The 25,977-nt window shown below is 32.4% G+C and carries 25 protein-coding genes and 2 tRNA genes; 13 read left to right on the forward strand and 14 right to left on the reverse strand.

Translation table 11 applies throughout. The features are described 5' to 3' along the window. Nucleotides 1–108: 108 nt before the first annotated feature. From Q1B37_RS20060 to Q1B37_RS20070, 3 genes are all read left to right on the forward strand, one after another. Nucleotides 109–873 carry a Rossmann-like and DUF2520 domain-containing protein gene (locus Q1B37_RS20060; protein WP_299901745.1) on the forward strand — a complete coding sequence of 255 codons (765 nt, stop codon included), beginning with the start codon at nucleotides 109–111 and terminating at the stop codon, nucleotides 871–873. Continuing rightward, nucleotides 857–1,381, forward strand: coding sequence for an HAD family hydrolase (locus Q1B37_RS20065; RefSeq protein WP_299600343.1), 525 nt, complete (start codon nucleotides 857–859; stop codon nucleotides 1,379–1,381). The genes Q1B37_RS20060 and Q1B37_RS20065 overlap by 17 nt, the downstream gene beginning before the upstream one ends. A gap of 133 nt (nucleotides 1,382–1,514) precedes the next feature. Next, nucleotides 1,515–2,087 (forward strand): non-canonical purine NTP diphosphatase, encoded by a 573-nt coding sequence (locus Q1B37_RS20070; protein WP_299901748.1) that lies wholly within the window; start codon nucleotides 1,515–1,517, stop codon nucleotides 2,085–2,087. On the opposite strand, the gene Q1B37_RS20075 is transcribed toward Q1B37_RS20070, so the two are convergent. Further along, complete coding sequence (locus Q1B37_RS20075; protein ID WP_299901751.1) at nucleotides 2,084–2,716, reverse strand: CPBP family intramembrane glutamic endopeptidase; 633 nt, start codon at nucleotides 2,714–2,716, stop codon at nucleotides 2,084–2,086. The two genes, Q1B37_RS20070 and Q1B37_RS20075, sit on opposite strands and share 4 nt — an antisense overlap. Nucleotides 2,717–3,757: 1,041 nt before the next feature. Between Q1B37_RS20075 and nhaC the strand changes: the two genes are divergently transcribed. Together nhaC and Q1B37_RS20085 are read left to right on the forward strand one after the other, a co-directional pair. After that, nucleotides 3,758–5,239 (forward strand): Na+/H+ antiporter NhaC, encoded by a 1,482-nt coding sequence (nhaC, locus tag Q1B37_RS20080; protein WP_299901753.1) that lies wholly within the window; start codon nucleotides 3,758–3,760, stop codon nucleotides 5,237–5,239. Nucleotides 5,240–5,341: 102 nt separating this feature from the next. After that, the gene (locus Q1B37_RS20085) at nucleotides 5,342–7,000 is read left to right on the forward strand and encodes a S8/S53 family peptidase (protein ID WP_299901756.1); all 1,659 of its coding nucleotides are present in this window, start codon (nucleotides 5,342–5,344) and stop codon (nucleotides 6,998–7,000) included. A 56-nt stretch (nucleotides 7,001–7,056) separates the two neighbouring features. On the opposite strand, the gene Q1B37_RS20090 is transcribed toward Q1B37_RS20085, so the two are convergent. After that, entirely contained in the window at nucleotides 7,057–7,443 is a 387-nt protein-coding gene (locus tag Q1B37_RS20090) for an acyl-CoA thioesterase (protein ID WP_299600333.1), read from the reverse strand. A gap of 90 nt (nucleotides 7,444–7,533) precedes the next feature. Here Q1B37_RS20090 and Q1B37_RS20095 point away from each other — a divergent pair, with 90 nt between their 5' ends. From Q1B37_RS20095 to Q1B37_RS20105, 3 genes are all read left to right on the forward strand, one after another. Continuing rightward, nucleotides 7,534–8,163 carry an NAD(P)H-dependent oxidoreductase gene (locus Q1B37_RS20095; RefSeq protein ID WP_299901759.1) on the forward strand — a complete coding sequence of 210 codons (630 nt, stop codon included), beginning with the start codon at nucleotides 7,534–7,536 and terminating at the stop codon, nucleotides 8,161–8,163. Between the two features lie 70 nt (nucleotides 8,164–8,233). Beyond that, nucleotides 8,234–8,689, forward strand: coding sequence for a thioredoxin family protein (locus tag Q1B37_RS20100; protein WP_299600329.1), 456 nt, complete (start codon nucleotides 8,234–8,236; stop codon nucleotides 8,687–8,689). Between the two features lie 85 nt (nucleotides 8,690–8,774). Further along, nucleotides 8,775–9,965 (forward strand): DegT/DnrJ/EryC1/StrS aminotransferase family protein, encoded by a 1,191-nt coding sequence (locus tag Q1B37_RS20105; protein ID WP_299901762.1) that lies wholly within the window; start codon nucleotides 8,775–8,777, stop codon nucleotides 9,963–9,965. 8 nt (nucleotides 9,966–9,973) lie between these two features. Here Q1B37_RS20105 and ribB read toward each other — a convergent pair whose 3' ends face one another. From ribB to Q1B37_RS20150, 9 genes are all read right to left on the reverse strand, one after another. Then, nucleotides 9,974–11,125: a 3,4-dihydroxy-2-butanone-4-phosphate synthase gene (gene ribB, locus Q1B37_RS20110; protein WP_299901765.1), complete on the reverse strand. Its 1,152-nt coding sequence runs from the start codon at nucleotides 11,123–11,125 to the stop codon at nucleotides 9,974–9,976. 68 nt (nucleotides 11,126–11,193) lie between these two features. Beyond that, on the reverse strand, nucleotides 11,194–13,041 hold the full coding sequence (locus Q1B37_RS20115; RefSeq protein WP_299901767.1) for an LptF/LptG family permease: 1,848 nt from the start codon (nucleotides 13,039–13,041) through the stop codon (nucleotides 11,194–11,196). A gap of 76 nt (nucleotides 13,042–13,117) precedes the next feature. Then, nucleotides 13,118–13,756, reverse strand: coding sequence for an outer membrane lipoprotein carrier protein LolA (locus Q1B37_RS20120; protein WP_299901770.1), 639 nt, complete (start codon nucleotides 13,754–13,756; stop codon nucleotides 13,118–13,120). Nucleotides 13,757–13,799: 43 nt separating this feature from the next. Then, entirely contained in the window at nucleotides 13,800–16,277 is a 2,478-nt protein-coding gene (locus tag Q1B37_RS20125; RefSeq protein WP_299901773.1) for a DNA translocase FtsK, read from the reverse strand. Between the two features lie 67 nt (nucleotides 16,278–16,344). Continuing rightward, nucleotides 16,345–16,713: a diacylglycerol kinase family protein gene (locus Q1B37_RS20130; protein WP_299600319.1), complete on the reverse strand. Its 369-nt coding sequence runs from the start codon at nucleotides 16,711–16,713 to the stop codon at nucleotides 16,345–16,347. Nucleotides 16,714–16,720: 7 nt separating this feature from the next. Further along, nucleotides 16,721–17,221 (reverse strand): thiol peroxidase, encoded by a 501-nt coding sequence (tpx, locus tag Q1B37_RS20135; RefSeq protein ID WP_299901775.1) that lies wholly within the window; start codon nucleotides 17,219–17,221, stop codon nucleotides 16,721–16,723. A 384-nt stretch (nucleotides 17,222–17,605) separates the two neighbouring features. Continuing rightward, on the reverse strand, nucleotides 17,606–17,863 hold the full coding sequence (locus tag Q1B37_RS20140; RefSeq protein WP_299600312.1) for a hypothetical protein: 258 nt from the start codon (nucleotides 17,861–17,863) through the stop codon (nucleotides 17,606–17,608). Continuing rightward, nucleotides 17,844–18,158, reverse strand: a complete 315-nt coding sequence (locus Q1B37_RS20145; RefSeq protein WP_299600308.1) for a thioredoxin family protein — start codon at nucleotides 18,156–18,158, stop codon at nucleotides 17,844–17,846. Before Q1B37_RS20145 ends, Q1B37_RS20140 begins: the two co-directional genes overlap by 20 nt. 90 nt (nucleotides 18,159–18,248) lie before the next feature. Beyond that, on the reverse strand, nucleotides 18,249–18,887 hold the full coding sequence (locus tag Q1B37_RS20150; protein ID WP_299600304.1) for a peroxiredoxin: 639 nt from the start codon (nucleotides 18,885–18,887) through the stop codon (nucleotides 18,249–18,251). Between the two features lie 277 nt (nucleotides 18,888–19,164). Between Q1B37_RS20150 and Q1B37_RS20155 the strand changes: the two genes are divergently transcribed. The 4 genes from Q1B37_RS20155 to Q1B37_RS20170 all read left to right on the forward strand — a co-directional run bounded on the left by Q1B37_RS20155 (nucleotide 19,165) and on the right by Q1B37_RS20170 (nucleotide 23,533). Next, a complete protein-coding gene (locus tag Q1B37_RS20155; protein WP_299600301.1) occupies nucleotides 19,165–21,408 on the forward strand; it encodes a response regulator in 2,244 nt (747 codons plus the stop codon). A 102-nt stretch (nucleotides 21,409–21,510) separates the two neighbouring features. Then, the gene (locus Q1B37_RS20160) at nucleotides 21,511–22,680 is read left to right on the forward strand and encodes a PLP-dependent aspartate aminotransferase family protein (RefSeq protein ID WP_299901778.1); all 1,170 of its coding nucleotides are present in this window, start codon (nucleotides 21,511–21,513) and stop codon (nucleotides 22,678–22,680) included. Between the two features lies 1 nt (nucleotide 22,681). Then, complete coding sequence (bshB1, locus tag Q1B37_RS20165; protein WP_299901781.1) at nucleotides 22,682–23,398, forward strand: bacillithiol biosynthesis deacetylase BshB1; 717 nt, start codon at nucleotides 22,682–22,684, stop codon at nucleotides 23,396–23,398. 59 nt (nucleotides 23,399–23,457) lie between these two features. Continuing rightward, a tRNA-His gene (locus Q1B37_RS20170) sits at nucleotides 23,458–23,533 on the forward strand. Between the two features lie 78 nt (nucleotides 23,534–23,611). Here Q1B37_RS20170 and Q1B37_RS20175 read toward each other — a convergent pair. After that, complete coding sequence (locus Q1B37_RS20175) at nucleotides 23,612–24,649, reverse strand: M28 family metallopeptidase (protein WP_299901784.1); 1,038 nt, start codon at nucleotides 24,647–24,649, stop codon at nucleotides 23,612–23,614. A gap of 168 nt (nucleotides 24,650–24,817) precedes the next feature. Here Q1B37_RS20175 and Q1B37_RS20180 point away from each other — a divergent pair. Continuing rightward, a tRNA-Ser gene (locus tag Q1B37_RS20180) sits at nucleotides 24,818–24,902 on the forward strand. Between the two features lie 392 nt (nucleotides 24,903–25,294). On the opposite strand, the gene Q1B37_RS20185 is transcribed toward Q1B37_RS20180, so the two are convergent. Both Q1B37_RS20185 and Q1B37_RS20190 read right to left on the reverse strand, forming a co-directional pair. Continuing rightward, the gene (locus Q1B37_RS20185) at nucleotides 25,295–25,693 is read right to left on the reverse strand and encodes a DUF2452 domain-containing protein (RefSeq protein ID WP_299901786.1); all 399 of its coding nucleotides are present in this window, start codon (nucleotides 25,691–25,693) and stop codon (nucleotides 25,295–25,297) included. Next, entirely contained in the window at nucleotides 25,693–25,974 is a 282-nt protein-coding gene (locus tag Q1B37_RS20190) for a TIGR03643 family protein (RefSeq protein ID WP_299600253.1), read from the reverse strand. The genes Q1B37_RS20185 and Q1B37_RS20190 overlap by 1 nt, the downstream gene beginning before the upstream one ends. Between the last annotated feature and the right edge of the window lie 3 nt (nucleotides 25,975–25,977).

Consider the following 25,977-nt stretch of genomic DNA (forward strand, 5'->3'; position numbering starts at 1 on the left):
TAATGTTTTTGAAAGGATAATTGTATACGATCACATTCCTATTTTGATCCTTTTAACAGAACTATAAAACTTGTCTAATTTTTGAAGGATCTTCCTTATTTTAGCCAAATGATTACAATAGTCCTTCTTGGTGCCGGAAACGTGGCTAAACATCTTTATGAAGCCTTTTTGCCGCTAAATTTAGTGAAAGTCATACAATGTTATAACCGAAAAGGAATACCTATTCACGAAAACCAAGAAGAAGTTTTCGTAACGGATAATCTGCAGAATTTAAAAAAAGCGGATTTATATATATTAGCCATTAGTGATGACGCGATTGTAGAAGTTTCTGATCAACTTCCATTTCAAAATCGGTTAGTTGTACATACTTCTGGCAGTGTTCCCATGAAATTTATGAATGACAAGAATATAAGAGGTGTTTTCTATCCTTTACAAACATTTAGTGCCACAAAAGAGGTAGATTTCACCAGTATTCCATTTTGTATCGAATCTGAAGAAGAAAATGAGCTTATGCTATTAAAAAATGTAGCTTCTCAACTATCAAAAAAAGTTTATGAAATAAGTTCTGATCAGCGAAACACATTACATGTTGCTGCAGTTTTTGTAAATAATTTCACCAATTATCTATTTTCTTTGGGAAATGATATATGCAAAGAAAATGATGTTCCGTTTGAAATATTACATCCACTAATTCAAGAGACTGCGAATAAAATAACGGAAATGAATCCGGATAATGCTCAAACAGGACCTGCGATACGTAATGATATACAGACCATTAACAGGCATTTAAAGCTCTTAAACAACGACTCTCAAAAACAATTATATACCGCGCTTACAGAAGCAATACAAATTAAATATGGAAAAAAGTTATAAAGAATATTTACAGCATATTACTACATTTATTTTCGATGTAGATGGTGTTCTCACCGATGGAAATGTTATCATCAATACAGAAGGGGAATTATTAAGAACAATGAACGTCAAAGATGGTTATGCATTAAAAGCTGCTGTACGTCAAGGTTTTAATTTATGTATAATTTCTGGAGGAAAAAATGAAGGGGTTAGAAAAAGACTGGAAGGATTAGAAATCACAGATATTTATTTAGGTGCTCACCATAAAATAGAGCAGCTAAAAGAATATATGAACAGAAAAAACATCAAGTTAGAAAATGTATTATATATGGGTGATGATATTCCAGACCTACCTGTTATGGAAATGGTAGGACTACCCACATGTCCTCAGGACGCTGTAGCCGAAGTTAAAGAAATTTCGAAATACGTTTCTTTTAAAAAAGGAGGAAAAGGATGCGTTCGAGATGTTATCGAACAAGTCCTGAAAGTTCAAGGGAAATGGATCCAAAATTACAATGCAAAAGCTTAGCCAATAGAATTGAAATTAATAATATTTAGAACTGCTCAATAAGGCAAGACTATCTATGATTTTAAATTAACCAATAGCATGATGAGTTCTTTTCTGAACCATTGAACCATCGATAATTTAAAAATTTAAAGCTGTGAAATTAGTATTCGCTACTAACAATCTCAATAAATTAAAAGAGGTACAAAAACTATTACCAAATCATATTACGTTAATAGGACTTCCAGAAATTGGATGTACCGAAGAAATTCCAGAAACCTCTGATACTATAGAAGGTAATGCCATCCAAAAGGCTACATATGTAAAAAAGAACTACGGATATGATTGTTTTGCCGATGATACTGGTTTAGAAATAAAGGCACTAAATGGTGATCCTGGTGTTTACTCTGCGAGATATGCGGGAGCATCTAAAGATGCTGAAGCCAATATGAAGAAAGTGCTAGAAAATCTAAAAGATAAAGATAATCGTGAAGCACAATTTAAAACGGTAATTTCATTAGTCATTGGTGAAAATATGGATACATTTACTGGTATTTGTAGAGGAAGTATTATTTCTGAAAAAAAAGGAGTTCATGGTTTTGGGTATGACCCAATTTTTCAACCAAAAGGTTACGACCAAACTTTTGCTGAGCTAACCTTAAGCGAAAAGAATTTAATTAGTCACAGAGGAAAAGCGATCAAACAACTAGTAGAATTTTTAACTAATTAATCTGCTCCGGGAAACGCAAGCATATCCCCCATGCCAACAGTAAAAAGCCAATTCCCATAGATAGCATGTTCTATGGATACTAGTGTTGTGGATTTTGTTCTTTGATACGTAAATGCAAATAATAAACCACCAACAAACGTAAGTAATTGTACTAGAAAACTTCTTAGAAAAATATGCGCTAGTGAAAATAATATGGCGTTAATAAATATGAATAACCATTTGTTCTTTAATAACGCTTCGTACCTATCGTAAAAAAAGGTTCTATAGATAATTTCTTGTGGCCATACGGACAAAAACGTATAAATAAATAGAATCATTAACCATAATCCCGGTTTCTTTAGTAAAACCGAAAATAGTTTATCCGGTGCTATCCAAAATACATAGAGGCTTGTAACAATTATTATAATGGCTAACTTTATGATTGTTTCTTTCCAAAATGGCTTCCAAGTAAGTTTATTCGGTTTCTTAAGCTTTAAAAGGCCTGATCTCCGAAGATGCAAAAGTATATAGATGAAACCGACAAGCGTGATTCCAACTTTTATCAAAATATGATAATCAAATAGAAAACTAATTGGTAGCAAAACAAATAAAAAAAGTAGCTCTAAACCTCTGGCTAAAGTAGATGACATTATTTCAATTTTGTACTAATTTCAGCATAAAATTCGAAACAACTTATTTTTTAACAAATAAAAAAGCCTCCGGGCAAGAGGCTTTTTTGAAACAAATCAAATTTTGGGAAAATATTTAATTACTGAGGGTAATTAAAATTAGTATTCAACAATACTTTAACAACTAAATTTAATTTATATCAATCTTAAACAACACTTCAAATATACAGGATAAGTACATATAAACCTGAAAATAAACGATAAAAAACACTAAAAATGTCGATTAAGTGCTTTTTTATATCGATTAAGTGCGGTTTTCCAGTAAATTCGCTATACATTTAGTTTGTTTCCCAATCTTTAGAAAAACATGAAAAGAGTTTATGCATAAAAAAAAGCCTCATGGGGTACGAGGCTTATTGGCTATTGGGGCGAAATAAATTTGGGGCTAAAAAAGGTAGTTCGATAGGTTCTGAAGAACCTTTTTATAATGGGGTAACATTAAAACTAATTCAATAAAAACTTTAATTATTTCACACTTCAAATTTACGTGATACATCAATATTTAACCGATTATTACATATCAATATTTACTAAAACATCGATAAAAAACCATTTTTATCGATGAAAGTGATTTTTAGTGTCAAAGAATCAATTTATTCCTATAAAACTTAAAAAAGACTTACGCTCATTTAACTTTGAAATATGTGCAAAAAAAAGCCTCATTTCTGAGGCTTATAATTTTCAAATTTAACTTTAGGGGGGATTAAATTTGTTGGGGACAAAAAAACGTAACAATCAATTCCAATTTTTCTCTTTCGGTATATTTTAATAAATCAATTCTCTTATCTGATATTTCAAAGGTATTTTAAATACTCATATATCACCGAAATGATGATTCAAATATAAAACAAAATATCGGCAAAAAACAAATATAATCGACAAAAAACATAATTTATTTCGATAATGAATAGAAAAGTAATTTTTATCCTGAAACAAAAAGATTACGTTGCATAAAGTATATTAATATCGTAACATTACATTCTTAAATTTTGAATACAATTTATGGACAGTCAGCAAATCAATCCTACCAATCCCCAAAACGAAGAAATTATTGAAAATAAAGAATTGAATATTTGGGAAGCTTTAATTCCAATTATTGCTTTAGTAGGAATGTTATTCTACAATGTTTACTACGCTTTCGGCGATGATGCATTAAGTGGTAGTAATCAATTTATTTTACTTTTAGGAGCTGCTGTTGCAGCTATTGTTGGTTTCTTCAATAAAGTATCCTACAAACTGATGATGGAAGAAGTAGCTAGAAATGTAAAATCTACTACAGGTGCATTGCTTATTTTGTTAATGGTAGGATCTCTGGCTGGTACATGGCTTATTAGTGGTATTATACCAACAATGATATATTATGGTCTACAAATTCTAAGTCCTAGTATATTTTTGGCTGCTTGTGTAGTTATTTGTGCAATTATATCGATCGCTACGGGAAGTTCTTGGACTACTTCAGCAACTGTAGGAATCGCTTTAATTGGAATTGGAGATACCTTAGGAATCTCTTTAGGTATGACGGCTGGAGCTGTAATCTCGGGAGCGTATTTTGGTGATAAAATGTCTCCTTTATCGGACACTACTAATTTAGCACCAGCCATGGCAGGCGGAGAATTATTTTCTCACATAAAATATATGACCTATACTACGGTTCCAACGGTTATTGTAACACTTATCGTATTTATTATTATTGGTTTTACTCTAAACACTTCGGGAACTCCAGAGATTGATCAACAGTTACAAGCGATTGACAGTGCTTTTACCATTTCGCCATGGTTATTTATTGTTCCTATAATCGTAATAGGTTTAATTATCAAAAAAACGCCACCTCTTATTGCCTTATTAGCAGGAACATTGTTAGGTGGAATAGCTGCTATCATCGCACAGCCAGAAATCGTTATGAATATCGCTGGTAGTGATACATTAACTTTTAATTCGGCTTATATTGGTGTTATGAAAGCGATGACCGTAGATACCGCTGTAGAAACTACTAGTAAAGAGTTAAACGATTTATTTACTGCAGGAGGTATGTCGGGTATGCTCGGTACCATTTGGTTAATTGTTTGTGCTATGGTATTTGGAGGTGTTATGGATGCGATCGGAGCATTAGCAAGAATTAGCAAAGCACTATTAAGTTTATTCGATTCTGTATTTGGTCTTTTTGCCAGTACTGTAGCTAGTTGTTTAGCTTTAAACCTAACCGCCTCTGATCAATATTTAGCGATTGTGGTTCCTGGTAGAATGTATGCACAGGCATTTAAAGATAAAGGACTTGCTCCAGAAAATTTAAGTCGAACTTTAGAGGATTCAGGAACTGTAACTTCTGTACTCGTTCCTTGGAATACTTGTGGAGCATATCAAAGTGGTGTTTTAGGGGTACCTGTTGTTGATTACTTCTTTTATGCCATATTTAATTGGCTAAGTCCTTTTACCACATTACTCTTTGCTGCTTTTAGAATAAAGATAAAGCAATTAAACAGTTAGTTTTATACTAGTAAAATCGTGTTTTTTTTGAGTACATGTACCCAAAAAACATAAGGTTGTTGAGTCTATTTTTGCCCGAAAAATTAACTCAAAAACTTTAAAATGATTTTTTTAAAACAACAAAAAAAGATTGCTAAATGCATTATTGGCTCAATACTTTTATCAAGTATTCTTGCCTCCTGTGAAAACGAAAACCTTCAGGATGATTTTTTAACAGAACAGCCTTCTAACAAAGTGCTTAGTAAAGAAAAAATCAATCATTTTATTTTAGAAACTACAGACCAACAACAAAAGTCTTTTGATTGGAATATGGCTACTGAAGAAGTGCTTTGGAGTGCTATAGTGCATTCTAATTACGAGGTTATGATTGGTTACAAAAAAGATGGATGGAATGATGATGAAACCAGAGACTATATGTTTAATTACAAGAAAAGTCTTGATAAAGATATCGTAGATATAAAAGACAATATGATTGCTAATATATTGGAGTCTAACCAAACTTCAACGAAAACACTAAAAGAAGAAGCAATTATAGAAGAAGCAGACAATTTATTAAGTATAACTGCTAAAATTTCAGATCTTAAAACTCTAAAAACATTACTTTCCTCTCCTAATTTAAGATATCTAGAACCTATGTATGACATTTATTATAATAGTCATACAGAAGATTATAATGCTAAAGACAGTGGAGACTTGGGATGCGGAGAAGATAATCCAAGATATGATTTAAGAGTAAATTATGATTACATCAACTTACATCCAGGAGGAAAAATGGGTTGGAATTTTAAGTACCACAAAATTAAGGAAACTTGGGATTGGGGTGGAATTACCACCAAAGGAACCGGAAAAGGAATAGGAGTTGCAATTCTGGATACTGGACTAAGCCATAGACAAGAACAACTAATTGATGGTTTTTCTCAAGGGAATCAATACATGTTTAATGAAGGATTGGTTTCTAATCGAATCATTAGATTTTCCGACCAATATGGTTCTAATGGTTCTTACCGAATTGATGATTGTGGTCACGGAACCGCTTTATCTGGAGTAATAGCATCGCCAAGAGCGAAATATGGTATTCATGGAGTGGCTTACGGATGTAACTTGTACAACTATAGAGCTAATAGTGATGTATTTATAAACGGAACCAGAGATATTACTGCAGTAGCTAACTCTTTTATTTCTGCAGCAAATACTAGTAATGTACGAATTATTAGTATGAGTATGGGTTCTGTAAGCAGATCAAGCAGAATTGCAGATGCAATAGTATATGCGTATAGAAAAGGAAAATTAATATTCTCTGCCGCAGGAACCATAGAACTAGGAAGCTTTGTTTCTGGTCAATATCCTAATCTTGCTAATATTGTATTTCCAGCAAATATGACCGAATATAACGGAGATGTAGTGTATGGAGTAACAGGAATAAGAACTAACTATACAGCTTGTACCAAATGTGTAAAAGGTAAAAATGTTGATTTTGCAGTAGTAATGGAACAATTAAATGGTACACAAGCGCTTGCCACTGGAAAAGGTGGATTATACACAACTACTATTGGAGGATCTTCTGTAGCTACAGCAACAATGGCTGGAATTGCTGCTTTAGTATGGGGTAAAAATACCACACTTCCTAGAGCTGATTTGGTTCTTGCATTAAAACAAAAATCAGACTACCCATTTAGAACCAATCCAATCTTTGGATATGGAAAAGTAAACACCTTAGAAGCATACAAATATTTTGATCTATTTGGTGGATTAGGTTTATAAACATTATAATATCAACTACCCTTTTGTATAATAATCACGAGGGTAGTTGATTCCTACTATACTATTGGTGTTGGTTTTTTATCATTATCGATGGCTACAAACTTAAATAATCCCGAAACTGCTATCTCTCGGTCATAACTATACATTTCTTCTTTATATATATCGACTTTTACCATACAACTCGTTCTTCCTACCTCCTGAACTTTAGCAACCAATTCGATAATGGTACCTTCTGGAATTGGTTTTTCAAAATCTATCTTACCGGTAGAAATGGTAACCACTTTTTTTCTACTAAAACGAGTAGCACAAATAAATGAAACCTCATCCATAAGCTGCAGCGCAGTTCCTCCGAATAATGTTTCATAATGATTTGTTGTATTTGGAAAAACAGCTTTAAAAATTCTTGTTTCAGATTTTTGAATCAATTCTTCAATAGTATTCATATAATAGTGATATAGTTTTTTCTTATTAGTTTAATCCATAAAGATACCTCTTATAGCTGTATCTTTGCAGCATATTTTTAAAATTCTAGAATGGAAATTATAGAAAGCTTACAATGGCGCTATGCGACAAAAAAATTTGATAATACTAGAATACTACCAGAGGAAAAAGTCAATATACTTATCAAAGCATTTAATCTTACTGCTACCTCTTATGGATTACAACCTCTAAAACTGGTCGTATTAAAAAATAAAGAATTACAGAAAGAACTTACCGCACACTCGTGGAATCAACAACAAGTTGCAGATGCATCACATGTATTTATTATCTGTATTGAAAAAACAGTTGGGGAAACGTATATCACCAAATACTTTGATCACGTAAAAGCTATAAGAAATACTCCTGAAGAAATATTAAAACCTTTTAGAGAACAACTTATAGACTCGTTTAAAACCAAGGAGGCAGATGAAATTGCTAATTGGGCAGCTAAGCAAGCCTATTTAGCTATGGGGAATCTATTAACAGTTTGCGCAACTGAAAAAATTGATGCCTGCCCTATGGAAGGTTTTCTTCCAGAAAAGTATGATGAAATTCTAGAATTATCAAAACGAGGACTTACTTCTGTATTGGTCTTACCAGTCGGATATCGTGCTGAAGATGATATGTTTGCTACCTTAAAAAAAGTAAGACGTACGATAGACGAAACAGTAATTGTTTTATAACCATATCCTTGGCAGGATATTTGGTATATGAAAATTATTATAATTTTGTTGTATCTAAAACTTTATAAAAATGAAAAAGATCATATCGTTTTTAATATTCATTTTTGTGATATCATCATATAGTCAGGAATCAAAATTAAACTGGTTAACCGATTTCGAAACCGCAAAGGAAGTATCAAAAGAATCCAAGAAACCTATATTAATGTATTTTACTGGTAGTGATTGGTGTGCTCCTTGCATTATGTTAGAGCAAGACTTCTTTTCTACCGAAAAGTTTAATAGACAATCACAATCCGTGGTTTTACTTAAAGTAGATATTCCCAGAAGAATGGATATTCTAACGGAAAACCAACTAAAAGCAAATAAAAAATTAGTAAAACTCTATAATAAGGAAGGTGGTTTTCCTAATATTATTGCGATGAATCATAAAGGTAAAGTAATTGACACAGAGGGTTCTTACAGTGCTTCGCTTAGAGATCCTAGTAGATACTTTGCTTTTGTTTCTAAGATTATCGATAATTACTAGTCAAAAAGATAAGATATCCTTTATATTTTCAAAACTCTTTTCGGTATTTTTGCCGAAAAGAGTTTTTAATTTTAAGACTATACCTATGCCAGGATTTGAGCTATTTGGAACTGAAGAACAAAAGGAAGTGCAAGATGTATTAGACAATGGAGTTTTAATGCGATATGGTTTTGATGGAAATAGAAATGGACACTATAAAGCGCTAGAACTAGAAAAAGATCTTGCCAAAAGAATGCAATCAAAATATGCTCAAGTAGTATCTAGCGGAACAGCTGCATTAACAGTAGCTTTAGCTTCTGCAGGTGTTGGTTCTGGTGATGAAGTAATCATGCCTACTTTTACATTTGTAGCAAGTTTCGAAGCCATATTATCCGTTGGCGCTACTCCTATCCTATGTGATATAGATGATACTTTAACTTTAGATCCAGAAGCCGTAAAAGCTGCAATCACAGACAAAACTAAGGTAGTTATGCCTGTACATATGTGTGGTTCCATGGCTGACTTGAAAAAATTAAAAACCATTTGTGATGAGCACAATTTGATTCTATTAGAAGACGCATGTCAAGCTATCGGTGGAACATATGATAATAAACCACTGGGAAGTTATGGAGATTTAGGATGTTTTTCCTTTGATTATGTAAAGACGGTAACCTGTGGCGAAGGCGGTGGTTTGATCACAAACCACAAACAATATGCAGATCATGCTCATAAATATCAAGATCATGGACACGATCATATAGGAAACAATCGTGGAGCAGAAACACACCCTTTTCTTGGATATAATTACAGACTTTCAGAGCTGAATGCTGCAGTAGGTATTGCTCAATTAAGAAAACTGGATAGTACATTAGCACTGCAAGAGAAAAACTATACTATACTTCGGAATGCTTTATCGGATATTCCAGAAGTTACCTTTAGAAGAGTTCCTGAAACAGGAGTAGAAAGTTATGCTTTTCTAAATATCTTTTTACCTACTGAAAAACTGGCTAAAAAGGCGCATACTGCATTTGGAGAACATGGAGTAGATGTTTGTTTTTATTGGTATGATAACAATTGGCATTACTATAGAAAATGGGAACATCTTCTAGAACCTACTTCATTAAACAAGCTTTCTGAAGAACAGTTAGCAGGTTTACAAAAAAATAATAAATCTTTTGATGCTAGTGATGCTTGGATGGGTAGAACAATCTCTTGTCTAATTAAAGTAGGTTGGACAGAACAAGAAGTAAAAGAAAGAGCTTCAAAAATGATTGAAGCTCTAAAAAGTATTTTATAGTTGTATTTTTAGTAATTTACGTATTCTAAGATCTCTAACCCGTATCCTATCATACCTACTCGTTTTTGTTGAATGCTATTAGATATCAATCGTAGTTTATGAATATTTAAATCATGTAAGATTTGTGCCCCAATTCCAAAATCTTTGGAATCCATAGCCATTTTTGGTGCTTTTACCACCTCATCACCATTTTGAGCTTCGTTTAACGCCTTTAACCTATTTAACAGGTTAAAAGATTGACTTTCTTGATTAATAAAGACAATAGCTCCTTTTCCTTCTTTATTAATAGTGGTAAACATCGCATCTAAACGCTCATCCGCATTGTTTGTTAAAGTTCCGAGAATATCGTTATTAAATAAAGTGGAATTTATTCTTGTTAATACAGGTTCGCTATCAGCCCAACTACCTTTTGTTAATGCAATATGAATTTGACTGTTGGTAGTTTGCTTATAAGCTCTTAATCTATATTTTCCAAAACGTGTTACAATATCAAAATCTTCTTTCTTTTCGATAAGAGAATCGTGTTGCATGCGATATGCTACTAAATCCTCTATTGAAACTAGTTTAAGGTCATATTTTTTTGCTACTTCCACCAATTGAGGAAGACGTGCCATACTACCATCTTCATTCATGATTTCTACAATTACTCCTGCTGGTTTTAAACCTGCTAGTCTTGCAAAATCAATCGCTGCTTCTGTATGACCTGTTCTTCTGAGCACTCCTCCTTCTTTTGCTTTCAAAGGAAAAATATGTCCAGGACGGGCTAATTCGTGGGACTTAGTATTTGGATCAATTAACGACTGAATGGTCTTAGCACGATCGCTCGCGGAAATACCTGTAGTAACACCATTCCCTTTAAGATCCACAGAAATTGTGAAAGCTGTTTCCATAGGATCGGTATTATTATCCACCATCATATTCAGCTTCAAATCCTTACAACGTTGTTCTGTTATTGGAGCACAAATTAATCCTCTACCATGTGTAGCCATAAAATTGATCATTTCGGGCGTAACTTTTTCAGCTGCAGCTAGAAAATCTCCTTCATTTTCTCTGTCCTCATCATCTACTACAATAATCACCTTTCCTTGGCGAATATCATCAATAGCTTCTTGGATGGTATTTAGCTTAACCTTATTTTTTGTGTCCGTAATTTGTGACATATGAATCCGATTCTTTATTAAAAAGCAAAGGTACTTTATATAATTCTTAAATGGAAAGTATCAATGAATTATCTGACGCTATCGAGGTCTCGATTCGATCTTTTTAGATATACAAAATATGCTAGTGGAAATAAAACTATTCCAACTACTAGAAAGAGTATTAAAGATGGTTGCTTTAGGAAACCTTTTAATCCAGAATAAAAACTTTTAAGGTTTATGTACGCTTTTATATGAAATACAATGTAGGTGATGGCTCCTAGTATATTAAAAGCTAATAACATCAATTTACTATCCCCAGCTCCTTTTGAAATTAAAGTAATAATGATATTAATAAGTACCAGGAAGATAAACATTGTCAATGCTATGGAAGAGTTTTCTTTAAAATCTTTTCGAGATTTTTCTACAGCAATCATTGTATTGTCATCGATAATAACATCCAACTGTTTATCGGATACATCATTAACGCTCTTCACTTTTTCTGACTTACTACTAATTCTAGCAAAGAAATCACGAATAGGCTGCATCACAATATCAAAACTTACAAATCCTCTATCTCTTGTAGCTCTATAGGTAAGGAAGATACTCAAAGGAAAAATTATGAAGGTAGACAACCAAGAACCCACAAATGGTGGAATTCCTCCTTCTTCTGCTCCGTTCTTTGCAAATATCCCGATAAAATGATATGAAAGAAATAATACTACTCCAATAACAATAGGAAGTCCTAAACCTCCTTTTCTAATAATCGCTCCAAGCGGAGCACCTACAAAAAACAATAGTACACAAGAAATTCCTAATGCATATTTGTCGTGTAATGACATCTCATACTTATTAAGAGCTCTTTTCTTTACTTCTACAGCTCTCTTAGCTGTTTGGATTCTTCTAATTGCTCCATCTACATTAGAAAAAGCAAGATTATATATTTGTGATCTTTGTTTTATACTAAATCGTTCTTCAATTAAATCTAGTGTATCTTTTGTAGCTTTTTTTAAGGTATCTATTTTTAAGTTTCGATTCAAATCTTTAAACCCATTTCTTCTATTCACATCATCATCAGCAGATGTATACTCGGTATTAACCTGTATTGATAATGTGTCGATTTCGTTTCTAAGACCGTTTACGTTAAGCATATTATACCCCTTGCTATATTGTTGGGCATCCATATCAACATTATCCAAAGATGATAAATCTATATTTAGAACATATTGCTCAAAATGTGTTTTTGCAAAAGGTAATTTCTTTCTTTGCTTTGGAGATTTTTGTTCAATCTCATCATAGTAATTACCATCATTAAGAACCAACGTAATTAAATCCGAATCTATACTACCTTTTAATTCACCATCAGTAGCTTTAATCACGGTAAAGTTTCCAACTCTAGCAGCTTTTTTATGGATAATCACATCTTTTAAAAACTGATCATTGTCTCCATATTTTTCTGAGACTCGAATATTAATATCTCCCAAATCATTAAATTGATTAGGAGTAATTACCATAGCGGGTTTGACCTTTACTATATTCTTCCGAAGATTTACAAATTTTCTCTCTGAACTAGGAATCACTGTATTTGAAAACAAAAACGCTCCAATACCAACAAAAAATATAAATACAGATAATGTTCTCATGGCTCTTTGCAAAGATATCCCCGATGATTTCATTGCTGCAAACTCGTAGTTCTCTGCAAAATTACCAAAGATCATAATAGAAGTAAGCAAAATGGTAAGTGGCAAAACCATAGGAATTAACCTAGGCGTTGCGTAGGTTAAAAACTTAATAATTACCGAAAAATCTAAATCTTTCCCTGCTAATTCTGATATAAATAACCAGATCGTTTGCAACAAAAGAATGAACATAATAATGATAAAGAGCGGAAAAAAAGTCTTTAAAAAAGTTGTAAGAATATATCTGTCTAATATTTTCACCTATTCGTATATATAAAATATAATCCCGAATAACTTCGGGATGTTTATGATTTACTAATAATGCCTAAATATATAATTAATCTAAACGATTGATGTAATAATTAGCATACTTTGATTCATCAAATACAAATAACGTACTCGACAACGGTTGATTTGTCTTAAAACTATTTACTGTGATTGTAATATTAGTACCATTATTTTGCATTAAAATCAATTTATAGATATGCTTTGTTTGTTTATCTATTCCTAATAATATCTCTTTAAGATCACTATTAGTATCTATTGGATTTAATTTCACAAACTGAATTTTCCTTCCTTGTACATTTTGTACGATATCCATTTTTGAAGTATATCCATCTTCATAAAACGTTAGCATTTTAGAAGGTGTAACACTAGCTTCATCTTCTGGACTTTGTGAAGAAATATTAATTTCTTCATCTTCAGGAATAATGATGTGCAATTTATTTCCATCATACATTTGCTCTGTACCCATAAGATTCAATAAATACTTCTCTCCTAATAAAGTAACATCTCCTCTAGTTTCTTGAGATACATTTTCTGCAGGATTATTTAAGGCATACTTAAATCCAATCACAATATTATCATAGCTTTTTACTTTTGCCGACACTTCATCCAAAAGCTTTTTAGCATCTTGAGCGTGTGCAGTGGTTATAAAAAGTGTTGCTATTGCTAAAAAAAATATTCTTCGTATCATTCTGTAATCTTTGTGTAGTTTAAATTTAAATCATTACTGAGTTCTACTCAGCGTCTAATAATTGTTTTAGAGCGACCAAATCCGTAACTAAAACTTGTCTCGCTTTACTTCCTTCGAATGGTCCAACAATGCCAGCAGCTTCTAATTGATCAATCAATCTTCCTGCTCTATTATATCCTAATTTTAATTTTCTTTGTAATAAAGACGCCGAACCTTGTTGTGCTGTGACAATAACTTCTGCAGCTTCATTAAAAAGCTTATCGCGATCTTTTACATCTATATCAAGACTTGTGCCACTTTCTTCCCCAGAATACTCTGGCAATATATGTGCTTCAGGATATGCTTTTTGACTACCAATATACTCGGTAATGCGTTCCACTTCTGGTGTATCTACAAAGGCACACTGTATCCTAACCAAATCATTACCTTGCGTATATAACATATCTCCTCTACCAATTAATTGATCTGCTCCTCCTGTATCTAAAATTGTTCTAGAATCAATTTTTGAGGTAACTCTAAATGCAATTCGAGCTGGGAAATTAGCTTTAATCATACCAGTAATCACATTTACCGATGGTCGTTGTGTAGCGATGATCAAATGTATTCCAATTGCTCTGGCTAATTGTGCTAATCTAGCAATTGGTGTCTCTACTTCTTTCCCCGCAGTCATGATAAGATCTGCGAACTCATCCACAACCAAAACAATGTATGGCAGAAACTTATGTCCATTTTCTGGATTTAGTTTTCTTGCTTTAAATTTTGCATTATACTCCTTAATATTACGAACCATTGCATTTTTTAGCAAGTCATATCGAGCATCCATTTCAATACACAAAGAATTAAGTGTATTAATTACTTTATTATTATCGGTTATGATAGCTTCTTCCGCATCTGGCAGTTTAGCTAAATAGTGTCTTTCTATTTTATTGAATAAAGTAAGTTCTACTTTTTTAGGATCCACCAAAACAAACTTTACTTCTGCAGGATGTTTTTTATAAAGTAAGGAAGTTAAAATAGCATTTAGTCCAACGGATTTTCCTTGTCCTGTAGCTCCTGCCATTAATAAGTGGGGCATTTTTGCCAAATCAACAACAAAAGTCTCATTCGAAATTGTTTTCCCCAACGATAATGGTAATTCCATTTCTGCTCCTTGAAACTTAGAAGAACCTATAGCCGACCTCATAGAGACAATGGTAGATTTTTTATTAGGTACTTCGATACCAATCGTTCCTTTTCCAGGTATTGGTGCAATAATTCGAATTCCTAAAGCTGCTAAAGAAAGTGCTATATCGTCCTCCAAATTTTTGATTTTAGAAATACGAATACCGGCTTCTGGTACAATTTCATATAATGTTACCGTAGGTCCTACAGTCGCCTTGATCTGAGCTATTTCTATTTTGTAGTTCTTAAGGGTCTCTACAATTCGGTTCTTATTTTCTTCTAATTCTCCCTGGTCTATAGTAATACCTCCATTCTGCACAGAATAATCTTTTAGTAATTCTATAGTTGGGAATTTAAAATTTCCTAGCTCTAACTTTGGATCAAACTCTCCAAAGTCTTTAACCAGCTTAGCACTAAGATTTTCTACCTCTTCCTCTTCTACCACAGCCTCTACTTCCATGGCAATATCTTCTGGATTATCTTCAGATTTTATGATCAATTTCTCTGGAATTTCATCTGACTGATTTTCAGGATTTCCGTAAAATTCATTTACCGTTGTTCTACTAGATGTATTCGTTTTATCTAAGATATGAGTTGATTGAGTTGTATTTGCATTCGCTAAAGGTTTCTCTATCGATAAATCTTGCGTCTCGCCAATTGATAATTCCTCTTTTTCTTCATCTACTGGTTTTTCTGCTGTCTTTACTTTTTTTGCTCCATTCAATTTTTTAGCTGCCTGATAATCTTTTGTGATTTCACTTTGAGTTTTCTTTAAAGAAGCTGATATCTTTTCTGGCGTGTATCGTAAACGAACTACAATGTATACTATAGCAAAAAATGCTAGTACCAATACAGTTCCAATAAAGCCAATATAATCCTGCATAAAATCATTTACTTCATAACCTATAACTCCAGCAAATAGACCACTTTCTTTTTGTACAAAGCCAAAAACTACAGATATCCAAAGCATTACTAAAGTTCCCCAAAACCAGAACCCTGCTAATTTTTTTCTGTTTAAATCAAAAAATAAGTAAACTCCTGTTAGGGAAATTAAAACAGGTAATATTAAGGCTGATATTCCAAAACCTCTAAAAATAAAAAAGTCACTAACCTTTGCTCCAGAAATACTAAGCCAATTTTTTGCTGATGCCGTTCTGTCAGGAAATTGAGAAATTTCACTCTGGTCTATTTTCCAATTGAAGAAAAACGAAATAAAAGAAAAGAATAATGCAATACCTAAAAAGAACAAAAAACTTCCCAAAATAACCTTTTGTTGCCTAGACAAAGTAAGTCTTTCTTTTAGAGGAGTTTTAGTTTTTTTAGTGGTTTTTCTTTTTGTTGTTGCCTTTTTTTTTGCCATTTTTTGGATATGTTATCGCAAAAATACGAATATCTATATTGGAACGTAAAAATGGAAAAAAAATTTTCTATAACAAGTAAGGTATATAGATGACACCTCCTATAATTACTGCTGTAATCGCGGCTATAAAAACAGCTCCAGCCGCGATATCTTTAATAAAACCTATTTTATTATGAAAATCTGGATGAATAAAATCTGCGATTGCTTCTACTGTGGTATTTAATCCTTCAATACTCATAACCAATCCAATCGCAAAAGTTTGTAATATCCATTCGGTCGCGGTGATATTCATATAAAAACCTAAGGCTGTCATAATAATTGCTATGACAGCCTGTACCTGAATACTTGGTTCTGTTTTAATCAAAATCAATGCACCTTTTAATGCATATCCACATCCTCGTATTCTGCCAAGTATAAACTTTGAGAAATTACTCATATAATGATTATGCCAATGTTTTTAGAGCATTTTCGTAATTAGGCTCTTGAGCAATCTCCGGAACTTGTTCTGTATACACCACAGTACCTTTTTCATCAAGTACTATAACCGCTCTAGAGTGCAATCCTTGTAAAGGTCCATCAACGATTTCTAAACCATAATCTTTACCAAATTTACCTTCTCTAAAATCAGATTGATTGATGACTCCTTCCAACCCTTCTGCTCCACAAAATCTTTTTTGTGCAAAAGGTAAATCTTTAGAAATACACAGTACTTTAGTATTCTCTAATTGACTAGCTTGTTGATTAAATTGTCTTACCGATGTAGCACATACATCTGTGTCTATCGAAGGAAAAACATTAAGTACTACCCTAGATCCTTCATAATCTGATAATTTTGCTACTGATAAATCAGTATTTACCAATGCGAAATCTGGAGCTTTTTCTCCTACTTTTGGAAGTTCACCACTGGTGTGTATCTCGTTTCCTCCTAATGTGATTGTAGCCATTTTTTATGTGTTTTTAACTTTAGATTTAAGCCTATTTATTTCTACTTCAAGTTTACACATTAACCAAGAAATAAAAAAATTTTTAGGGTTTTAAAGAGGATAAATGTTTTTAAAATAAACAAACCTTAATCTTCATGAGAAAAATATTATGTTAACCTTCACATTATTATTGGTTACTTATTTCTCAGATGTTCAAATTTCTAAACAAAATGTATTTTAAATCTTTCAAAAATTAAAAAAGGAAACTTAAAATCCATTAAGAATTAGGTATAAGTAATATCAAATTAAAATCTGTAAAAAAGTATTTTATAAAAAAGCCGAAACAATATTGTTTCGGCTTTTTTATAAAATATAATCGCTTGAGCACATATGATTAGGAATATTTTAAGTGTCGATAGATCCCATAACTCGTTGCATAAAACCATTTAGGGCTTCCTTTTTTGGAGTACCTTCTTTAACCATTTTATTGACTTCAATGGCACCATACATATTAGAAATAAGCTCTCCTATTACATCTAGCTCCTCATCCTTTAAGGAAGGAACTTCTGTAAGTGCTTCCAAAGTTTCTATTGCTTCCACAACAAAATCCTCATCATTCTCCTCTATAAAAGACGTTAAATGTTTAATTATTGGTAACTTCATTTACTAAATCTTTTAAAACTTCAAACTTATTTGTCTGTACCTGATTCACAAAATCTCCATTTTTAAAAGTAGCAAACGTTGGCAGGTTATCTACCGTGGCCATTTTTCTGGATTCTGGATTTTTTTCTGCATCAACAATTACAAAAGTAGCATCTTCATTTTCAGAAGCTAATTTTTTAAATTTTGGCTTCATAATTCTACAATTACCGCACCATGTAGCAGAATACTGAACGATAACTTTATCATTAGCTTGTACTAATTCAGAAAGATTATCCGCTGTTAATTCTTGAATCATAATCTATTTTTTTCGTGTAAAACAGAAACTTCTCTTTACTACTTTTAGTATTTAGAGAAGTTTCTTCTAAAACTATTTTGATCTAAGTTCTTAGTGAGAAGCTAAATAAGAAGCTACTCCATCTCTATTTGCAGACATTGCTTCTTTACCTTCTTCCCAATTCGCAGGACATACTTCTCCGTTTTTCTGTACATGAGCATAAGCATCGATCAATCTTAAAAACTCTGCTACATTTCTTCCTACTGGCATATGGTTGATCCCTTCATGAAAAACAGTTCCTTCTTCATCAATTAAATATGTAGCTCTGTAGGTAACGTTATCTCCTTCTACAGTTACAACACCTGTTTCTTCATTGTACGTTTCATTAGTGATATCTAAAATTCCTAATGTGCTCGCTAGATTACGATTAGAATCTGCTAAAATAGGATATGTTACACCTTCTATACCTCCGTTGTCTTTAGAAGTGTTTAACCATGCAAAATGAACTTCAGGAGTATCACAAGAAGCACCAATTACAATTGTGTTTCTTTTTTCAAATTCTACTAAAGCCTCCTGAAATGCGTGTAATTCCGTTGGACAAACAAAAGTAAAATCTTTAGGGTACCAGAATAAAAGTACCTTTTTGTTGTTATTTTTTGCCTCTTCCAATACGTTTAGTTTGAAAGTATCTCCCATTTCATTCATTGCGTCAACGTTAAGATCTGGGAATTTTTTACCTACAAATGCCATTTTTTTGTTAATTTAAAAAGTAATTAATTAATTTTTGAAGTGGCAAATATACGCTGCCTATACATATATAAAGGATACGATAATTAGATTTTTTTATATTCATATAGTTTTTTCTAATACACAAGTATCTTTCTAACAATACTTCAAAAATTCTTACAAAAAAATAAAATACCTTACATAAATTACGGATAAATTGTTCTTTTTACACGATGATTTGCACATTGTTAGATCTATTTTTGTATTTTCGCTGCATATAATTAGCCTCTAAACCAAAAAGTTGAAGAACTTTACAAAACATATAATCTATTTATTTTTTACTTGTATTTACATTGGTACAGTAGCACAATCATCTCTAGATAGAGATAGTATTCAAATCCATATAGAACAAGCAGAATTGTTCTTGGAAGAATTTAAGTATCAACAAGCTTTAGAAAAAGTACAAGTTGCTTTAAAAAGCGCTACCTACAATAACGATGATAGAAGTAGAGCAAAAATACGCTTTCTAATCGGAAAGATACATGAGCTAAATAGCCAGGATAGCGAAGCGATTACCAATTATATAACTGCTATAACCTATGCTTCTACTTCAAAAAGCAAAGAAGTACAGGCAAAAATAACGTATAATCTAGGAAAATTATATCTGAAGAATGATAACAAAGTACAAAATGGTATCAATCATCTTACAGAAAGTTCTAAAATAGCCAAAGAGATTAATGATACTACAAAAATTATTAAACCTTGGTTAACACTTGCAGAACACTATATTGATAATAGAGATTACCAAACGAGTGATAAATACCTAACAAAAGTAAGAGCATTAATAGGGTCCAATTTTGATTTAGCTCCAAGTCAAAAAATCAAATTAAGTAATTTGTTAGGAAAATATTTCCTAAGGGTACGCAGATATGAAAGAGCGGACGAACACATTGATAATGCTGTATCCTACGCCAGTAGTGAAATAAATAATATTGAAAATAACGAACTAGTAATTTCTAACTCTTATCAAGAACTTGCCACTGCATATTACACAAAACATAGAGTTTACAGGGCTAAAAAGGAATTTGAAAAAGCCATTCCGTATCTAGAAAAACATTACGAAAACCAAAAAAAATCCGAAGCAATTACCAGAAAAATAGAACTGATAAAAGCGGAGATTGAGTTCGATGTAAATCGAATGAAGGATAAGGTAAAAAAAGCTGATGAAAAGGATGCAAAAAACTATTCTAAAGAAATCAAATGGCAAATCATTACCATACTTGGAGTAGTACTAATATTAATTTCTCTAGCTTTCTTAATCAGTTCTTACAAAAACAATTTACAAAAGAAGAAGCTTAATTATGATCTTATAGAGAAGAATAAGGAGTTGGTGAACGCAAAAGAAACTGCAGAACAAGTTTCCACACTTAAATCTCAGTTTATCTCTACTGTAAGTCATGAACTAAGAACACCTCTTTATGGGGTTATAGGTCTTACTTCATTACTTATGGAAAACCCAGAAGAAAAGAAGAAAAATGAATATTTAGAATCTTTGAAATTTTCTGGGGATTATTTGCTTGCGCTGATTAATGATGTGCTTCAATTAAGTAAGATAGAAACTAATGAAGTAAAACTAGAAAAAGTTTCCTTTGATCTTAGGTCTTTAATAGAGGGGATTGTAAACTCCCTCCATTCAAAACAAAAAAACAATAACAATACTGTTCATATTGATATTGATAGAAACATTAAAACTACATTACTTGGTGATTCTGTAAGACTATCTCAGATATTGATAAATCTGATTGGTAATGCTTTAAAGTTTACTAATAATGGGAATATTTGGATCAAAGTAAAAAGCCAAGCATCTGAAGGAGATAATTACAATTTACGTTTTATCATTAAAGATGACGGTATTGGGATACCAAAAAGCAAGCAAGCTACTATTTTTGAAAACTTTGCTCAGGTAAAAAATGAGAATCAAGAATACGAAGGTACTGGTCTAGGACTAGCGATCGTAAAAAAACTAATTCACCTTCATAAGAGTGAAATTTTTATTGATAGTGAAGAAGGTGTTGGCTCTGAATTTACGTTTGATTTAGTGTATGAAAAAGCGGTAAAAGAAAAAGATATCTCTTCTCAAACGGGAGAAAGTATCAGTATTGGAACTACCAATTTTAATATTCTTATCGTTGATGATAACAAAATCAATCAAATAGTTACTCAAAATATTCTTAAGAAAAAGGGGTATACTTGTGATCTGGCTAGCAATGGTATGAAAGCTATTGAGATGGTGAAAACAAATGCATTTGACTTAGTTCTTATGGACATAAACATGCCCGAAATGAATGGTTTAGATGCTACCACTGTTATAAGAACCTTTAATACTCATATCCCAATCATAGCACTTACAGCAGTTGAAGAAGGTGAGATTAGAGATCAAGCTTTATCAGTAGGAATGAATGATGTGATCATTAAACCATACGATACTCAGCAATTCTTCCAAACAATCATGAAGAATATTTCCAAAGTAAAATACATCAATTAATTCTAGTTCTTTTCTTATTTATTAACTTATTCTGTTAAAGCTTATTCTCTTTAATCTTTTATATAGTATTTTTAGAGCTCAATTTAAGCTTAGAACACTAACATGAACTCAAAAGACACTGGTTTTAATACTATTTGCACCCATGTGGGAGAAATAGAAGATAAACAATTCAAAGGAGCAATTTCTCCTATTTACCTCTCTACATCTTATGCTTTTGAAGATGTAGATATTAAAAGATATCCACGTTATTTTAATACTCCAAATCAAGAAGCGCTTTGTAAAAAAATTGCAAAACTTGAAAAAGGTGAATCATCACTTATTTTCGGAAGCGGAATGGCAGCTATTAGTACTGCTTTACTTGCTTTTTTAAGCAAAGATGATCATATCGTATTACAAAGAACACTTTATGGAGGTACTGCTAATTTGGTTAATGAAGAATTTAGCAAATATGGTATTGAATACTCCTTTGTAGATAGTCAGGACGTGACAGGGTTCGAAGAAAAAATCCAAGACAACACTAAAGTAATTTATATAGAAACTCCTTCTAACCCATTATTAACAATAACAGACATAAAAGCAATAGCAGCACTAGCAAAGGAAAAGGGTATTATTACGATGATAGACAATACCTTTGCTTCTCCTGTTAATCAAAATCCTATAGAATTAGGTATCGACATTGTAATTCATTCTGCTACAAAATATCTAGGAGGACATAGCGATATTCTTGCTGGAGCTGTAGTTTCTTCCGAAAAAAATATCGAACAAATTTTTCAGTTAGCTAAGAATCTTGGCGGAAGTTTAAGTGATTTTACGGTATGGATGTTAGAAAGAAGCATAAAGACTTTAGGACTTCGGGTAAGACAACAAAATAAAAATGCAAAAAAACTAGCGAAATGGTTAGAAAAACATGATGATATCCAAGCGGTATATTATCCTGGTTTAAAATCACATCCCGACTATGAAATAGCAAAAAGACAGATGAAAGGATTTGGTGGAATGCTATCATTTGAATTAAAAGAAGGATTAGATGCTAGTAAATTTCAGAAAGAACTAAAGCTTATAAAAAGTTCCATGAGTCTTGCTGGAGTAGAAAGTACCATACTCTCCCCTACACTAACTTCTCATGCTTTATTAACTGCAGAAGAAAGAAAGCACCAAGGAATAAATGATGGGTTGCTAAGGTTTAGTGTTGGTATTGAAGAAAAAGAAGATTTGATGATGGATATTGAACAAGCACTTCAAAAAATTAAAGTCTTAGAATTAGAACATTAATATGAAACTAGACATACTAGCTATTGGAGCGCATCCTGATGATGTAGAACTAAGTTGCTCAGGAACCCTTGCCAAAGAAATTGATCATGGTAAAAAAGTAGGTATTCTAGATCTTACACGTGGAGAACTCGGAACTCGAGGAACTCCAGAAACTAGAAATCAAGAAGCAAAGGATGCTGCAGAAATTCTAGGAGTAACTGTTCGAGAAAATCTAGGGTTTAGAGATGGTTTTTTTAAAAATGATGAAGCACATCAACTTGCTATTATCCAAATCATACGTAAATACCAACCAGAAATAGTGCTTTGTAATGCTATTGATGATCGTCATATAGATCATGGTAAAGGAAGCAAATTAGTTAGTGATTCGTGCTTTTTATCAGGATTACGCAAAATAGAAACATCTTTAGAAGAAACGAAGCAAGATGCTTGGAGACCTAAAAAAGTATATCACTATATCCAATGGAAAATATTGGAACCAGATTTTGTAGTAGATATCACTGGATATTTAGATAAAAAAATGGAAAGTGTAATGGCCTATAAAACTCAGTTTTATGATGCAGATAGCAAAGCGCCTTCTACTCCAATTTCTAGCAGGAATTTTATGGAAAGTATTCGCTATAGAGCCGCTGATTTAGGTAGAATCATCGGAGTAGATCATGCAGAAGGTTATACTGTAGAACGCTATGCCGCAGTAGATTCCATATTTGACCTTATATAATTTCATTTTTTTCTTTGCAGAAACAAAGAAATACCTTATTTTTGCAGCCGAAATTAAATGGTGGTTGTAGCTCAGTTGGTTAGAGCGCCTGATTGTGGTTCAGGAGGTCGTCGGTTCGAGACCGATCTTCCACCCTTTTAAAAAGAAAGACTCCGTAACTACGGAGTCTTTTTCATTTTATATTACATATCGTAAGACTTAGTTTTTCTGATTCTATTCTTTGCCAATACCATCAACAATTAATCTTTCTTCTTTATTAGCAATCTCCCAGGCTGTATAAAAAATTAGTTTAGCCCGTTTTGTCATCAGATCGTATTCTATTTTGTCTGCCGTATCCGTTGGCTCATGATAATCCTCATGAACACCGTTAAAATAAAAGATGATAGGAATATTATTCTTTGCAAAATTATAATGATCACTTCGGTAATAAAATCTATTCGGATCATCCTTAGCGTTGTAGGTATAGTCTAGGTCTAATTGAGTAAACTCCTTATTTATTTCTTCACTTAAATTATGCAACTCTGTACTCAACCTATCACTTCCTATTAAATAGATATAATTATTCTTTTCTGGACTCTTATGATTTTCATCAATTCGACCAATCATATCGATATTAAGATTAGCAACAGTCTTTTCTAGTGGAAAAACTGGATTCTCGGTATAATAACTAGATCCGTACAATCCTTTTTCCTCTCCTGTTACGTGCAAGAATAATATAGTTCTTTTGGGACCATAACCATCTTTTGCTGCTTTCGCAAAAGCCTGAGCTATTTCCAAAATACTTACAGTACCTGATCCATCGTCATCAGCTCCATTATATATATTTCCATTAGAATCGACTCCTACATGATCATAATGTGCAGAAATTACTACTATTTCATCAGGCTTTTCAGTTCCTTTTATATACGCTAAAACATTTTCAGATGATTTAATTCTTCCTCTAAAATAACTTTCATCTATTTCCTGGAAATAATCTTCTCCTCCAAGTGGAGAAAGAATTCCCATTCTCATATACTGCTCTTTTAAATACTCAGCTGCCTTCTTTTGCCCAGGTTCTCCTGTATCTCTACCTTCAAATTCATCCCCTGCAAATTTGTATAAATACTTCTGAAGTTCCTCTGAAGTTATTGTCTCTGCATACGATATGATATCTGCTTTTTTGTTATTACCAGACTTGTTAGATGACTTTTGTGAGCTTCCACAGGAATATAAAAATACTAAGCCTAAAATAACGATTAAAATACTTCTCATTTATTTCTTTTTATAACACTATGCAATATACAGATTTAGCAGCAGATGATTTTATCAATATTTTCATAAAAAAACCTTCAAAATTTATTTAAAAAAACTTTTATAGATTTAAAAAAGGTTATTATATTTGCACCCGCATTCAGGGAATACCTGATGAGACTAAACACTGGAGAAATGGCAGAGTGGTCGAATGCGGCAGTCTTGAAAACTGTTGAGGGTCACACCTCCGGGGGTTCGAATCCCTCTTTCTCCGCAAGCAAAACGCTTTAACTTATGGTTGAAGCGTTTTTTGTTTTTAAAATATTTTAATTCTCCCGATTAATATCAATTATAATTCTAAAAGAAATATAGCGAAGCATTTAACTTTATGAAAGGGCTAGGATTTAAGTTTTAATAAATTAGCCAACCATTGCATAAAAACAGGTATTCATTTGAAACTTATAGTCGTACGTAAAAAGAAGGGTGTCAAAAAAAAGGAAAACAACATAATACCGAAAAATAAGTAAATCTAATACACGCGAAAACATCAACAACAAAAGTGGATTAAAAGCTAGCGACTACCCAAGAGAAGATAATATGCTTAATATTCATTTAATGGTTTTTTTTTCCAAAAGAAAAAGAGAATACAGTAATTCATGCAATTGATTACAACCGCTCCCACATTTTATCGGCATTTAATCTAAAAGTGCCTAGATGATCAAAGCTACACTCCGTTGGAGCAATAATAGACAAAAAGGGTTCTTCATTAGAATTACGATATAGATGATACGTTTCTCCCACGATAGGTTCAAAAGTAAACTTAGCGTTATACACTAAATTGTTATACTCAAATTGCTCCATCAATACATCATACTGTGCTTTTAGCTCATCGTATTTTGCCTTTACCTGCTTATTTACCTTGTGTACGTTTGTATTTTTCCAAGCAACCGTATCTGGAATGGTAATTGACGGTGCTCCTACATCCGTAGCATAAGGTTTTAAGGCAGCATCATACCTTTCTTCATCTTCATTATATACTACTTGGTCTGGTTTCTTATTGCTCATTAGTTCCTTTTTGAAATTTTGTTATGTGTAATTTGTTTCTGGCGAGAACATTTAAATCTACCTTCTTCAAAAGTACGTTTTTTTGAATGCTTTGTTTTTCTTCCTTGTACCCTTTTTCTCCACATTCTAAAGCTCGAAGGTTTCATTTCTCTTCGCATTAGATTAATTACTTCTTGCTCTTTTAATCCAAATTGCATAAGGATTGCATCAAATGGTGTCCTATCTTCCCAAGCCATTTCTATGATTCTGTCAATATCACGTATGGATAATTCTTTTTGCATCTA

It is taken from the genome of uncultured Aquimarina sp., from assembly GCF_947492965.1.
Classification (GTDB): domain Bacteria; phylum Bacteroidota; class Bacteroidia; order Flavobacteriales; family Flavobacteriaceae; genus Aquimarina.

What these genes read in the sequence shown, in the direction of transcription:
- Q1B37_RS20060 (WP_299901745.1), top strand. Translation starts at nt 109, where the DNA reads ATGATTACAATAGTCCTTCTTGGTGCCGGAAACGTGGCTAAACATCTT.
- Q1B37_RS20065 (WP_299600343.1), top strand. Translation starts at nt 857, where the DNA reads ATGGAAAAAAGTTATAAAGAATATTTACAGCATATTACTACATTTATT.
- Q1B37_RS20075 (WP_299901751.1), bottom strand. Translation starts at nt 2,716, where the DNA reads ATGTCATCTACTTTAGCCAGAGGTTTAGAGCTACTTTTTTTATTTGTT.
- nhaC (WP_299901753.1), top strand. Translation starts at nt 3,758, where the DNA reads ATGGACAGTCAGCAAATCAATCCTACCAATCCCCAAAACGAAGAAATT.
- Q1B37_RS20085 (WP_299901756.1), top strand. Translation starts at nt 5,342, where the DNA reads ATGATTTTTTTAAAACAACAAAAAAAGATTGCTAAATGCATTATTGGC.
- Q1B37_RS20090 (WP_299600333.1), bottom strand. Translation starts at nt 7,443, where the DNA reads ATGAATACTATTGAAGAATTGATTCAAAAATCTGAAACAAGAATTTTT.
- Q1B37_RS20095 (WP_299901759.1), top strand. Translation starts at nt 7,534, where the DNA reads ATGGAAATTATAGAAAGCTTACAATGGCGCTATGCGACAAAAAAATTT.
- Q1B37_RS20100 (WP_299600329.1), top strand. Translation starts at nt 8,234, where the DNA reads ATGAAAAAGATCATATCGTTTTTAATATTCATTTTTGTGATATCATCA.
- Q1B37_RS20105 (WP_299901762.1), top strand. Translation starts at nt 8,775, where the DNA reads ATGCCAGGATTTGAGCTATTTGGAACTGAAGAACAAAAGGAAGTGCAA.
- ribB (WP_299901765.1), bottom strand. Translation starts at nt 11,125, where the DNA reads ATGTCACAAATTACGGACACAAAAAATAAGGTTAAGCTAAATACCATC.
- Q1B37_RS20120 (WP_299901770.1), bottom strand. Translation starts at nt 13,756, where the DNA reads ATGATACGAAGAATATTTTTTTTAGCAATAGCAACACTTTTTATAACC.
- Q1B37_RS20125 (WP_299901773.1), bottom strand. Translation starts at nt 16,277, where the DNA reads ATGGCAAAAAAAAAGGCAACAACAAAAAGAAAAACCACTAAAAAAACT.
- Q1B37_RS20130 (WP_299600319.1), bottom strand. Translation starts at nt 16,713, where the DNA reads ATGAGTAATTTCTCAAAGTTTATACTTGGCAGAATACGAGGATGTGGA.
- tpx (WP_299901775.1), bottom strand. Translation starts at nt 17,221, where the DNA reads ATGGCTACAATCACATTAGGAGGAAACGAGATACACACCAGTGGTGAA.
- Q1B37_RS20140 (WP_299600312.1), bottom strand. Translation starts at nt 17,863, where the DNA reads ATGAAGTTACCAATAATTAAACATTTAACGTCTTTTATAGAGGAGAAT.
- Q1B37_RS20145 (WP_299600308.1), bottom strand. Translation starts at nt 18,158, where the DNA reads ATGATTCAAGAATTAACAGCGGATAATCTTTCTGAATTAGTACAAGCT.
- Q1B37_RS20150 (WP_299600304.1), bottom strand. Translation starts at nt 18,887, where the DNA reads ATGGCATTTGTAGGTAAAAAATTCCCAGATCTTAACGTTGACGCAATG.
- Q1B37_RS20160 (WP_299901778.1), top strand. Translation starts at nt 21,511, where the DNA reads ATGAACTCAAAAGACACTGGTTTTAATACTATTTGCACCCATGTGGGA.
- bshB1 (WP_299901781.1), top strand. Translation starts at nt 22,682, where the DNA reads ATGAAACTAGACATACTAGCTATTGGAGCGCATCCTGATGATGTAGAA.
- Q1B37_RS20175 (WP_299901784.1), bottom strand. Translation starts at nt 24,649, where the DNA reads ATGAGAAGTATTTTAATCGTTATTTTAGGCTTAGTATTTTTATATTCC.
- Q1B37_RS20185 (WP_299901786.1), bottom strand. Translation starts at nt 25,693, where the DNA reads ATGAGCAATAAGAAACCAGACCAAGTAGTATATAATGAAGATGAAGAA.
- Q1B37_RS20190 (WP_299600253.1), bottom strand. Translation starts at nt 25,974, where the DNA reads ATGCAAAAAGAATTATCCATACGTGATATTGACAGAATCATAGAAATG.